A 13,120-nucleotide genomic window follows, 5' to 3' on the forward strand; every position below is an offset into this window, starting at 1 on the left:
AAAGAGCTTATGCTCCTTGGGCTTTCTCATCACACTTCCATAATAATTGGAATGATCATCGGCTTACGTTTTGTTTTTTCATATAGGAATTGATTAAGTACGTCGCGCATGGATTGTTTCAATGTTGACCATTCAACAATTGAGTTTTCCGTTTGCTCTTTGACAATTCCTTTGACCATTTCTGTCGCTTTTACAATCAGCTCTTCGGATTCTCTGACATACACAAATCCTCTTGTGATGATTTCAGGTCCAGAAATTAATTGTTTCTTTTGTTTATCAAGCGTAATAACGACAATTAAGATACCATCTTGAGACAATAGGCGTCTATCGCGTAACACAATGTTCCCGATATCACCAACGCCAAGACCATCGATCAAAATATTGCCTTGGTGAACTTTTTCACCGATTTTTACGTTCTGTCCTCTAAACTCCACAACATCCCCTTTATCAATCAAGAAAATGTCACTTCGTTTCATTCCCACTTCTTCAGCAATACGAGAATGTGCTTTTTGCATACGATATTCGCCATTCACCGGAATTAAATACTTTGGCTTTAGTAAGTTCAGCATCAGCTTTAACTCTTCTTGGCAGCCATGTCCAGAGACATGCACACGTTTTTGCGCAAAAATGACTTGTGCGCCGCTTCTTGTGAGGAAATCCACTGTTTTTGAATATGTGAGTTCTTGTCCTGGAAGAGGTGTAGATGCAATCACAACAGTGTCATCTTTTTCAATATGAAGCTGTTTGTGATTTTGTTTTGCCATTTTTGTTAAAGCAGCAAGAGGCTCTCCGTGGCTTCCAGCTGTGAGGACGACCACATCGTTTTTCGCCATTTTCTTCACTTCTTGAACTGGTACAAATAATTCTTCGTCTGCTGTGACATAACCAAGTTTGATCGCCAGCTGAAGAATCGTCATCATATTCTTCCCTGCTACGGCAAGCTTACGACCATTTTGATTCGCTGCATTAATGATCTGCTGCACGCGGTTAATGTTCGATGAAGATACAGCGACAATTACTCGATTTTCAGCATTGTACATCGCATTTGAGATTTCGTCTTGGACGAGCGCCTCAGAAGGTGTATAACCTGGTTTTTCAGCATTGGCACTGTCTGAAAGTAGTGCTAAAACGCCATTGTTTCCAATTTTCGCAATCTCTCCGATGTCACAGGCTTGGTTAAGCGCTGGGGTTTGATCAAATTTAAAATCACCTGTGCATACGATTGAACCAAGAGAGGTTTTGAAGCTGATCCCAACTGAATCAGGGATGCTGTGATTCGTTCTAAAGAATGATACCTTTGTTGTTTCAAACGTAATGACTGATTTCGCATGTACCTCACGTAAATCAGCTTTTTGATTGAAGCCATACTGCTTTAATTTTTCTCGAAGTAACGCAAGGGTCAGCTTCGTTCCGTAAACTGGTACAGACAATTTGCTTAAGCAATGGAATACGCCTCCGATTGCTTCATCATGTCCGTGGGTAAGAAAAATTGCTTTCACCCGATCAGCACGTTCTGTTAAATAAGAGATATCAGGAATAACGACGTCAATGCCTAGCATTTCGTTTTCTGGATGCATCAAGCCTGCATCTACCACATATATGTCGGAATCAATTTCAATGACATATAAGTTTTTCCCGATTTCTCCAACGCCTCCCAGTGCAATAATTCTTACGTTCTCTGTATTTTTCTTTTTCAAAATTCTTATCCTCCTAGTCTCAAGCCCGTCCATCATCGCTTAATGCTATTATAACTGAATCTAATTTTAGAAAACAAGATGAAGTCACATTTTAAGAAAGTGTTTATGTATAAAAAACGGTCATACTCAGGGACATCTGAGAATGACCGCTTACGAAATCTTTTGTTTTGATCAGCTGTTTAAGACGCTGCTTAAATCCAGTCTCTCTTCTTCTGACAAAGGTAAAAGCGGAAGACGAACAGATCCGACATCTAGTCCTTTCAGCTGAAGAGCTGTTTTGACAGGCGTTGGATTTGGCGCTGTGAAAAGCTGTTTCATGATTGGGAGCAGCTTTTGATGGATCAATGCGGCATTGGCCGTTTGACCTGAAGCATAGCTTTTCAGCATTTGCTGCATATCAAGTCCTACGATATGAGACGCCACAGAGACCACTCCTTTTGCACCAACAGATACAGCTGGAAGTGTTAAGCTGTCGTCACCTGAATATACATCGAAATCTTCTGGTGTCTCTGCAATGATTTTTGTCATGGCATCAAGATCACCGCTTGCTTCTTTGATCGCGACAATGTTAGGTATTTGCGCAAGTTTAATGGTTGTTTCTGGGGCTAATGACGCAACCGTTCTCCCTGGTACATTGTAAAGCATGACAGGAAGAGATGTAGACTCGGCAATGGCTTTAAAGTGTGCATACATGCCTTCCTGTGATGGCTTGTTGTAGTAAGGTACGACAAGCATCACTGCATCAACGCCCGCTTCTTCTGCTTTTTTCGTTAGTTTGATAGACGCATTTGTATTATTACTGCCTGTTCCTGCAATGATTTTACAACGACCATTTGCTAATTTCACCGATTGCTGAAAAAGAGCGACTTTTTCTTCAGTCGATAAAGTTGGCGATTCGCCTGTTGTCCCTGCAACGACTAAAGAGTCACTGCCGTTTTTTAATAAGTAATCAATGAGAATTGATAGCTTTTGGAAATCAATGTTGCCCTTTTTATCAAAAGGTGTAATCATAGCTGTTGCGATATTTCCGAAATTCATTTTTTTCACCTCATCATGATTCAATCACATTTATCTTGAAAGTTCAAACACTTCGTGCAGGGCATTGACAGCCGCTCTCATGTTTTCTTCGTTCACTAGCACCCAAATGGTCGTATGGCTGTCAGCCGATTGTAAAATCGGAATGTTTTGCTCGGATAGAGCCGATACAATTTTAGATGTGACACCTGGTACACCCATGATGCCTGCGCCAACAGCTGATACTTTTGCACAATTTGTTGTCACAATTGGCGTATAGCCAAGATCTTTTAGGATCGATGTTGCCTTTTCAGTCATTGCACCTGTCACTGTATACACAATCTCACTCGGTGTAATGTTGAAGAAGTCGACACTGATTTGTGCGTTAGCCATAGCCTTGAAGACCTCTGTTTGGACGCTGTACTGCCCTTCTTTTGCCGGGACCTTGATTTGCGTCACATCATTGACATGTGCAATACCCGTAATGAGGCGGTCGTACACATCATGGCTCATTTTATCTGAGTAGTGTGACGTGACGAGTGTGCCCTCATCATCAGAGTATGTTGAACGGACCCTCATTGGTACTTTTGCTTGCATCGCAATTTCGACAGCTCTCGGGTGAATGACTTTCGCCCCTTGATATGCAAGGTTGCAAATTTCCGTATATGTCACGACTCTGAGCGGCTTTGCATTTTCAACAATGCGGGGATCTGCTGTCATGACGCCTTCTACATCTGTAAAAATATCAATGAAGTCTGCCTGTAATGCAGCACCTAAAGCAGCTGCGGACGTATCACTGCCGCCTCGTCCGATTGTGGTCACGTCCCCATTTTTCGCAGCTCCTTGGAACCCAGCAACAACGACAACATCATGTTCAGACAGTGCCGCCTCGAGACGTTCACACTTCATATCAATAATTTTCGCACTCGTATGCTCCTTATCTGTCACAAAGCCCGCCTGTGCGCCTGTCATTGCTACAGCCTTTAGCCCGTTTTCATTCAGCATACTTGAAAACACAACAGCTGAAATATTCTCTCCGCAGGAAACGAGCAAGTCTTTTTCTCGATTTGTCATATGCTGCGCGCTGCCATAAAGCAGACCAAGCAGCGTATCTGTCGCATAAGGGTCGCCTTTTCGTCCCATTGCGGAAACGACGACAACCGACTTATAGCCTTTCTCTTTTGCCGATAAGATATGTGCAAGTGCCCTTTTTCTACCTTGATCATCTTTGACAGATGTACCGCCAAATTTTTGGACAATTATTTTCACTGTTTTCACTCCAAGTTCATTCTGACGTAACAGAAGAGAGCAGGCGAAAGATGCCTAACTCTCTTCTGTTCGTCCTCATCATCCATTGAATGTTAAACTAATTTTAATGCTTTTAAGCTTTCTGCAATTTGAACTGAGTTCCATGCAGCGCCTTTTAGCAGGTTATCAGATACAATCCACATATGGAACCCGTTTGGACGGTCCAAATCTTTCCGAATGCGGCCGACAAATACGTCGTTTTTTCCAACAGCATCTGCAGGCATTGGATAAATTTGCTGAGACGGATCATCTTGCAGTGTAATGCCTGGTGCATCTTTAAGAATTGACTTAATGTCGTCAACTGTTGCGTCATTTGATTCTAGTTCGACGTAGACAGATTCTGAATGTCCTGTTTCAATTGGAAGTCTCACACATGTTGCCGCTACTTCTAGCTCTGGCATATGCATAATTTTTTTCGTTTCGTTGATCATTTTCATTTCTTCAAATGTATAGCCATTGTCTTGGAATTTATCAATTTGCGGAATCGCATTAAATGCAATTTGATAAGGCATGACTTCCGGCTTTACATCTTCTTTATTTAAAATGGCTTGTGATTGGCTGTATAGTTCGTCAATGGCTTCATGTCCTGCACCTGATACGGCTTGGTAAGTGGACACGATGACTTTTTTCATGCCATACGCCTGACGAAGCGGTTCTAATGCCGCTACCATTTGAATCGTTGAACAGTTAGGGTTTGCAATGATTCCTTGATGGTCATGCAAGTCTTTTTCGTTTACCTCTGGTACGACAAGAGGGATGTTTTCGTCCATACGAAAAGCACTTGTGTTGTCTACAACAATCGCACCTCGTTTGACTGCTTCAGGAGCTAGCGCCTTGGAAACATTTCCTCCAGCACTGAATAATGCAATGTTCACTCCTTCAAAGCTTTCAGGTGTTGCTTCCTGAACGGTATACTCTTGACCTCTGAATGTCACTTTTGTTCCAGCAGAACGTTTTGAGGATAGTAGAGTCAGTGTATCCATTTCAAAATCTCTGTCAGCTAGTGTTTTTAACATTTGTTGACCGACAGCTCCAGTCGCTCCAACTACAGCTACATGCAATCCTCTTCCCATCAGTAAAACTCCTTCCGACCCATCCATGATTCTTTTCTTTCGGATGGCCATCCTATGACTTTTTACATTTTATTTTACCATAGAAAAGCAAGGCTTGAAGCATCTTTTTTGAATCTTTCATGATTTTCTAGTGAATCTATTATTCGTTTGCTCCAATTAAAATCGGCTGAATTTGTCTATGCTGGAGCGCCTCTTCTACTGTTTGAGAAAGCAAATCCATGTTTGCGACCATGGAGGTCGGTTTTTTAAATGGATCATCTTGGCCAAATGGAATAAAGAAAATATTCTTTGTCGACATCAGCCTCATCAGATTTGTACCATTTAAGCCTAGCGCATCATTTGTTGAAATTCCTAAAACGACAGGACGATGATTTCGAATGGTTGCTTTTGCAGCCATTAAAACAGGGCTGTCTGTCATGGCATTTGCGAATTTCGCCATCGAGTTCCCTGTTAATGGAGCAATGACCATACAATCAAGTGGCAGCTTAGGTCCGAGCGGCTCTGCTTTCACGATTGAGTCAATCGCCTTAAAACCAGTCAGCTTCTCAATCCGCTCAATCCAGTCAGCCCCATCTCCGAATCTTGTATTCGTACTCTGGACCGTATATGACACCACTGGACGCACTTCTGCTCCTTCTTTTACAAGTGCTTCGATTTGCGGATAAACAGCTTCGTACGTACAGTGGGAACCAGTTAAGCCAAAGCCGATTCTTTTCCCTTTTAATGTTGTCATGATTCCATCCCCCTTTTTTCCTCTGCAAGTTCACATAAGAGCCCAGAAAGCACTTTTGCAATGATTTGCCCTGCTGTCTTTGGTGCAACAATTCCCGGGAGTCCTGGAGCAAGAAGCGCCTTCACTCCGTGTTTTTGTGCAAAGTCAAAGTCTGTTCCCCCTGGGCGGGAGGCGATATCCAAAATGAGTGTCTTTGGTGTCATACTGACGATGACAGATGAATCTAATACAAGGCTTGGAATGGTATTGATGATGATATCTACATCCGTTACTTCTTCTTTTAACCGGTCCATTGAAAATGGATCGAGTCCCATTTCAAAGGCCCGCGCTAAATGCGCTGTATCTGCTGCCCCTACTTTTACGTCCGCACCGAGTGCCCGAAATGTGCGGGCAATGGTGAGTCCTGTTCTTCCGAGCCCGAGGACAGCAACACGTGATCCATGAATCGTATAATCCGTTTGCTGAATGGCCATCATGATAATCCCTTCAACTGTTGGAATAGAGTTATATATGGCAATATCATCTCGCTCAAACAGCTTCACAAGTTTTCGGTTCACCTGCTTTGCCAGATTGTCTAAGTACGTATTAGAAATACCTGAGTACAAGGTACAATGGGCAGGGGTTCTTTCTAAATATGTTGCTTCTAGTAAAACCTGTTCATTTGAGAAAACTGTCGCGACAACACCTTCATCCGTTGCGCCTGATACTGGCAGGATCATACTGTCTACCTGTTCGAATGGAAGTTCTGACATTTTTAGCTTTTCAGCCCCAATAAATCCGTGATCCAGCTGATCAAATCCAACCAAAAACACTTTGGCATGCTGCTGTGACAGCTTGCGAATAATTTCAAGCTGCCTTGCATCTCCCCCGATCACCGCAACCGTTAAACCGCTCAACATACTGACCGTTCACCTTCTTTATTTAAAAAAGTCTGTAATATTTTCTGAATCTCCCTTTCAGCATATGAGGAGAGGATTCAGCCTGTGAACAAATCGGAGAGAGAAAAGAAAAAGAGCACCCATTTATGATGGATGCTCTTTTTCCCCGGGCGGCTGAAGTGATTCAGGCACATCGAGAATGATCATATCTGATCCTATTTTTTGAATGTGATTCCACGGGACGCGGATGTCATTTCCTTGCTTTCGAAAGCCAAACCACTTCACGGAAGGTATGATGAGTGCTGTAATTTGACCGTCCTGTTCATTGATTTCAAGGTCGGTTTGTCCAAGCACGCCAAGCCGCTCCGCTCTTTTGATATCGACGATCTCTTTTCCTGACAGCTCACTTAGCCTCAAAATCGCATCACTTCCCTTCCGTATCATATATGCAGCCACAAGAAGAAATAGACCGTCCCGCTTTTTCAAGTTATGAATGATGCCAATTTGAATACCAAGCTGGTTTCAGTAGATGAAAGCGATCATGGTCTGCCAGCATTCTCTCCACTCGGTTCACCATTTCTTTTACATGTTTAGGGTCATAAGAAAGCGTCCATACAATAGAAGAAAAGCAGCTCATTGCTGTATAGATGGAAAAAAGAAGCCAAAAATCGTCTGTGGCCTGCGTACTTACATAGTAATCCAGTTGCCCTGCTGAAAACGGAATACTGCTTTCTCGACTAAATAAGGACAATTTATAAAAGTCATGAACCGGGTCACCCCAGTCAGATTGATCAAAATCAATCACGCCGGCATACTCACCTCCTTGAATGATGATATTCCCTAAATGAAAATCATCATGCTGGAACTGGTTCGGTCTCGCCTTTACCGCATCAACATGTGATTTGATAAAATCTAATACGAATTGATCTTGAGCAAAAGTTACTCCACTTGATTGATAGGCATGTACATACCGTTCATGTTTCGCCATGACCCTCTCATCCCACGGTGCGACATGAGAAGGTGCGGGACATGTATGCATGAAACTTAGCTCTCTACCTGCCCGCCTCCCGATTTCATACTGCTCTTCATTTGTGAGCAGATGGATGGATGCTCTAGCATTCTCTCCTTCAATCAAGGAGAAAATACGATAGGTACAGTTAAGTTCAGCATTCATTCCAATCTCCATCACTTCAGAACATAGAAGCCCTCGATCTTTTAACTTTCGCTGAACTGACGCTTTTCTTTTAAAGCTGGAATACGTTTTGAGGTTTGATAGCTTGAGCACTAGCTTTTCACTAGAGGATGTTGTGACGAGATAAGTACGGTTTCCTGAAAAGCCAGATGTCATCGGCTGGAAGGAGATGGCTTGTGTCAGAAGCGGAGAGAGGCGTTTCAGTTTTTCATGTTCCATGAAAGCAGTGCTCCCTTCTTCTTTATATACAATAAAACGGCAGACCTCTTAGAAGCCTGCCGTGTTGTTTACATTATGATGGCTGATCACCCGTCGGACTAATAAGCGAGAGCGCATAATCTTCTGTAAAGATTCGTTTTGATAAGTTATTCACGCCGTCTAATGTGACGTGGTTGATTTCGTCAATAATTTCATCGAGTGTACGATGTTTGCCAAGGAGCAGTTCATTTTTACCGTTTCGGCTCATCTTGCTGTTTGTGCTTTCAAGGCTGAGCATGAGGTTCCCTTTCATTTGCTCCTTAGAGTTTTCAAGCTCTTTTTGCGTGATTCCCTCACGTTTTAAGACGTCTAATGTTTGTAAGATGGTTTCAGAGAGCAGGTTTAACTGCTTCGCTCCAGTCCCGCCATAAATCGTCAGCATGCCGTTATCTGCAAATGAACTGTGATAGCTGAAAACGGAATAAGCGAGTCCTTTGTCTTCTCTTACATCCTGGAACAAGCGGCTGCTCATGCTTCCGCCAAGAACATTGTTTAAGACGATTAAGTCATAGATGCCTTTATCTCCAGCTGGGAGGCCATTAAAGCCCATGCATAGATGCGCTTGCTCTGTTTCCTTTTTGCGTGTGAGCTTGTCATAGTGAAATTGCGGCGCTTCTAAAGGCTGTTTTTTCCCTTTCGTTTCATACGAACCGAACAACTTTTCAACCTCTCGAATGAAGGTGTCATCCACATTCCCTGCAACAGAGATCACAACGCGGTCCGGCGTGTAGAATTCATCCATATAAGCTCTAAGAGAGTCTCCGTTAAAAGTAGAAAGTGTTTCTTCTGTTCCTAAAATCGGGAAGCCTAAAGAATGATCACCATAAATCGCTTTGCTCAACAGATCATGAACGATATCATCAGGTGTATCCTCATACATTTTGATTTCTTCATAGACTACATTTTTTTCTTTTTTCAGCTCTTCTTCATCAAAAGCGGAGTGGAAGAACATGTCGCTTAATACATCGAGGGCGTAGCCAGCATGTGAATCAAGCACCTTTGCATAGTAGCAAGTGTATTCTTTTGACGTAAAGGCATTCACTTGACCACCAATGCGGTCAAAGGATTCTGCGATATCACGTGCAGATCTCGTCTTTGTCCCTTTAAAGAACATATGCTCCAGAAAGTGTGAGATTCCATTAATTTCTGGTGTCTCATGTCTAGAACCAGTTCCAATCCAGACGCCAATTGCGACAGATCTTACAGTGGGATTGTTTTCAAGTACAATTCTTACTCCGTTTTGGCATGTATACGTTTTGACCAAGTTTTGCTCCTCCTATTCAACAAACAGATCGGATCACGGATGTCTTTTTTCACTTAGGAGGTCTGAAACCGTTCCTAATTCATATCCTCTTTCCTTAATTTGAGTGATAAGTGCGTCAAGACTTTTCGCCGTCGAATCTGTTGGATGCATTAATATCATCGCCCCATTGTGAATTTTCCCAAGCACCCGTTTTTGTAATATGTCTGGTGACGGTTTTTGCCAGTCAATGGTGTCTACCGTCCACATAATGGTTTCCATTCCTTCTTCAGCAGCGAGTTTCACTGTTTCTTCTTTAAAGCTGCCGCTAGGAGGGGCGAACCACTTCGGTTTTTTTCCAAGGGATTCTTCAATTTGACGATTCGTTTTGGTAATTTGCTCTAATGCTCGTTCTCTTGTCAGTGTGCGCATATCCGGGTGATTGTATGAATGGTTTCCAATTTCATGACCATCTGCCACGATTTTTTTAGCAAGATCCGTGCTTTTTTTCACCCATTTGCCCTCTAAGAAAAAGGTCGCCTTGACCTGATGCTTTTCCAGTGTCTTTAACATCTTGATTAAATGCTCGTCACCCCAAGCCACGTTGATGAGGAAAGCATTCATTTTTTTATCTGGATGTCCCTTGTAAATGGGCTCAGCACCAAGTTCGTGTAAATGAATAGAAGGTTTTGTTTCATTGAAAACAAGCAGCTTTTCATCAAATGACCCTTGTTTTTTCATTTTTTCATAAGAGGCATCGATATTGACTGTCTGTCCATTTAAACCAGGCATCTTTTTCCACACTTTATCAATCTTAGCATTTTGCGCCTTCACTTCATAGTCAGAAGACTTCGATTCAATCTCTTGATATAAAATATCTTTTGAAACAGATGCAACCTCAGCATGCTCTTTCATTGATTCAATATATGTAACAGCAGCCGGCTGCTTCATCGTTTGATATGACACGAGCAGTAAAAATACAAACACAATGAATGGTAACGTTTTTTTCAATGGCTGTCCCTCCCCTTTACCACAAATTATGATGGGGAGAAACAAGCTAGAACTATTGTTAGCGCAAGAAAAGAAAGAAGCCTGGTACGGATACCTGGCTTCTAACACATTTCATTAAGACTGTTTTTCTTCTTTTTCCTTTTCTTCACGTAAAACAGCTTTGCGAGAAAGGTTCACACGGCCTTGTTTATCGATTTCAGTGACTTTGACAAGTAATTCATCGCCAATCTTCACGACATCTTCTACTTTGCCTACACGGTCAAGCGCAAGCTCAGAAATATGAACAAGTCCATCTTTGCCGCTGAAGATTTCAAGGAAAGCACCGAATTTTTCAATGCGTTTTACTTTACCTAAGTAAAGTTGCCCCACTTCAACTTCTCTCACAAGATCTTCAATGACTTTCTTCGCTTTTTGGTTCATGTCTTCTTCTGTAGAAGAGATAAAGATTGTACCATCTTGTTCAATATCGATTTTCACACCGGTATCTTCAATGATTTTATTGATTTGTTTACCGCTTGGTCCAATGACATCACGAATTTTATCAGGATTGATCTTCATCGTTAAGATTTTTGGTGCATAACGAGACAATTCTCCTCTAGAAGCAGGAATCGTTGACAGCATGCTTTCTAAGATTTCCATTCTTCCTTTTTTCGCTTGTTGGAGAGCTTCCTCCAAGATGTCTTTTGATAGACCATCGATTTTGATATCCATTTGAAGCGCTGTTACACCTTTTGATGTACCTGCAACTTTAAAGTCCATATCACCAAGTGCATCTTCCATTCCTTGAATGTCTGTCAGCACTGTGTAGTATTCACCAGATTTCACAAGCCCCATTGCAATCCCTGCAACTGGTGCTTTAATTGGAACACCCGCATCCATCATCGCAAGTGTGCTTGCGCAAATACTTGCTTGTGAAGTAGATCCATTTGATTCTAGTACCTCAGACACAAGGCGAACCGTATAAGGGAAATCTTTTTCAGATGGGATCACTGGTTCTAATGCACGTTCACCTAGCGCTCCATGTCCGATTTCACGGCGGCCTGGGCCACGCATTGGACCTGTCTCACCAACACTGAATTGCGGGAAGTTGTAATGGTGCATGAAGCGTTTCGATTCTTCAACGCCTAGACCGTCAAGAATTTGCACATCGCCAAGTGCACCTAATGTACAAATACTGAGCGCCTGTGTTTGTCCTCTTGTAAATAGACCTGAACCGTGCGTTCTTGGCAGAAGTCCTACTTCTGAAGAAAGTGGACGGATTTGATCTACACCGCGTCCATCTGGACGTACTTTCTCTTCAGTGATCAGACGGCGAACTTCATTTTTGACAAGCTTGTTTAATACATCCTTCGCTTGTTTAATCGTCGCTTCGTCGCGATCTTCTTCTTCAAATTTCTCAACCACAGCTTTTTTCACAGCACTGATTGCATCCTCACGTGCATGCTTCTCATGTACTTGAATCGCTTTCAGCAGGTCTGTTTCAGCAAGTGCTTTTACTTCGTCTGCTAACGTTTGATCTACTTCATATAAAGGAATATCGATTTTTGCTTTACCGACTGCCTTGACAATTTCCTCTTGGAATTCGATTAAGCGTTTGATCTCTTGGTGACCATACATGATGGCTTCAAGCATTGTTTCTTCTGGTACTTCATCAGCACCAGCTTCGACCATATTGATCGCATCTTTTGTTCCAGCGACTACAAGGTTGATGTCACTTTGTTCAAGCTGCTCTACATTTGGATTGATGATCAGCTTTCCATCAACTCGTCCTACTGTAACGCCGGCGATTGGTCCCTCAAATGGAATGTCAGACACACATAATGCTAAAGATGAGCCAAACATTGCAGCCATTTCAGATGAACAATCTTGATCCACACTCATGACGATACTAATGACTTGTACTTCGTTTCTAAATCCATCTGCAAATAATGGACGGATTGGTCTGTCAATTAAGCGGCTCGCAAGGATCGCTTTTTCACTTGGACGGCCTTCTCTTTTAATGAAGCCTCCAGGAATTTTACCTACTGCGTATAATCTTTCTTCGTAGTTCACAGTGAGCGGGAAAAAATCAAGTGGTTTTGGTTCTTTAGAAGCTGTTGCTGAGCTAAGCACAGCTGTATCTCCGTAGCGTACGAGGACCGCTCCGTTTGCTTGCTTTGCAAGCTGGCCAGTTTCAACTGTCAGTTGACGTCCAGCCCAGTCTATGGTGAAGACATGTTTCTCTTGTCCCATTCTGAGAAAAACTCCTCTCTTATCTTGAAATTTTAGTTAATTCTTATTATGAACAAAATGATTTTCACATATCAATGTGAAAGGTGTATGTAGAAGGGTTTTTGCCATTCTTTCAACATTTTAACCATAAAATATTAGTGATTATACGATAAAAAAGCGGGAATCCTCCCGCTTTTTACGATTATCGACGTAAGCCTAGTTTGTTAATTAACTCACGGTAACGAGTTACGTCTTTATTACGTAGATACGTAAGAAGATTACGACGTCTACCTACCATTTTCAAAAGACCGCGACGTGAGTGGTGATCTTTCTTATGAGTACGTAAATGCTCGTTCAAGTTGTTAATTGATTCTGTTAGGACAGCGATCTGAACTTCTGGAGATCCAGTATCAGATTCGTGTGTTTTGAACTCATTAATTAATTGAGTTTTACGCTCTTGAGTAATAGCCATCCTGTTTCACCTCCAAATCATGTTAGCCCCATC

12 protein-coding genes are annotated in these 13,120 nt (G+C 42.2%); all 12 read right to left on the reverse strand.

Annotated elements, in window-relative coordinates:
- Positions 1–29: 29 nt before the first annotated feature.
- Complete coding sequence (gene rnjB, locus C6347_RS05775; protein WP_060596304.1) at positions 30–1,697, reverse strand: ribonuclease J2; 1,668 nt, start codon at positions 1,695–1,697, stop codon at positions 30–32.
- Positions 1,698–1,868: 171 nt separating this feature from the next.
- Positions 1,869–2,735 carry a 4-hydroxy-tetrahydrodipicolinate synthase gene (gene dapA, locus C6347_RS05780; protein WP_044142095.1) on the reverse strand — a complete coding sequence of 289 codons (867 nt, stop codon included), beginning with the start codon at positions 2,733–2,735 and terminating at the stop codon, positions 1,869–1,871.
- 30 nt (positions 2,736–2,765) lie between these two features.
- On the reverse strand, positions 2,766–3,980 hold the full coding sequence (dapG, locus tag C6347_RS05785; RefSeq protein ID WP_034662253.1) for an aspartate kinase: 1,215 nt from the start codon (positions 3,978–3,980) through the stop codon (positions 2,766–2,768).
- 92 nt (positions 3,981–4,072) lie between these two features.
- Positions 4,073–5,092 (reverse strand): aspartate-semialdehyde dehydrogenase, encoded by a 1,020-nt coding sequence (asd, locus tag C6347_RS05790; RefSeq protein WP_034662256.1) that lies wholly within the window; start codon positions 5,090–5,092, stop codon positions 4,073–4,075.
- Positions 5,093–5,231: 139 nt separating this feature from the next.
- Complete coding sequence (gene dpaB / locus C6347_RS05795) at positions 5,232–5,825, reverse strand: dipicolinate synthase subunit B (protein WP_060596299.1); 594 nt, start codon at positions 5,823–5,825, stop codon at positions 5,232–5,234.
- Positions 5,822–6,724: a dipicolinic acid synthetase subunit A gene (gene dpaA, locus C6347_RS05800; protein ID WP_003212195.1), complete on the reverse strand. Its 903-nt coding sequence runs from the start codon at positions 6,722–6,724 to the stop codon at positions 5,822–5,824. The genes dpaB and dpaA overlap by 4 nt, the downstream gene beginning before the upstream one ends.
- 123 nt (positions 6,725–6,847) lie before the next feature.
- Complete coding sequence (locus tag C6347_RS05805) at positions 6,848–7,120, reverse strand: YlmC/YmxH family sporulation protein (RefSeq protein ID WP_060596407.1); 273 nt, start codon at positions 7,118–7,120, stop codon at positions 6,848–6,850.
- A 70-nt stretch (positions 7,121–7,190) separates the two neighbouring features.
- Entirely contained in the window at positions 7,191–8,114 is a 924-nt protein-coding gene (locus C6347_RS05810) for an aminoglycoside phosphotransferase family protein (protein ID WP_060596298.1), read from the reverse strand.
- A gap of 73 nt (positions 8,115–8,187) precedes the next feature.
- Complete coding sequence (locus C6347_RS05815; protein ID WP_034662267.1) at positions 8,188–9,417, reverse strand: M16 family metallopeptidase; 1,230 nt, start codon at positions 9,415–9,417, stop codon at positions 8,188–8,190.
- A gap of 33 nt (positions 9,418–9,450) precedes the next feature.
- Entirely contained in the window at positions 9,451–10,344 is an 894-nt protein-coding gene (locus tag C6347_RS05820; RefSeq protein ID WP_223250457.1) for a polysaccharide deacetylase family protein, read from the reverse strand.
- 174 nt (positions 10,345–10,518) lie between these two features.
- Complete coding sequence (gene pnp, locus C6347_RS05825) at positions 10,519–12,636, reverse strand: polyribonucleotide nucleotidyltransferase (protein WP_034662272.1); 2,118 nt, start codon at positions 12,634–12,636, stop codon at positions 10,519–10,521.
- Positions 12,637–12,817: 181 nt separating this feature from the next.
- Positions 12,818–13,087, reverse strand: a complete 270-nt coding sequence (gene rpsO, locus C6347_RS05830; RefSeq protein WP_008354438.1) for a 30S ribosomal protein S15 — start codon at positions 13,085–13,087, stop codon at positions 12,818–12,820.
- Positions 13,088–13,120: the final 33 nt, after the last annotated feature.

This window comes from Bacillus sp. NMTD17, from assembly GCF_002998735.1.
Classification (GTDB): Bacteria; Bacillota; Bacilli; order Bacillales; family Bacillaceae; genus Bacillus.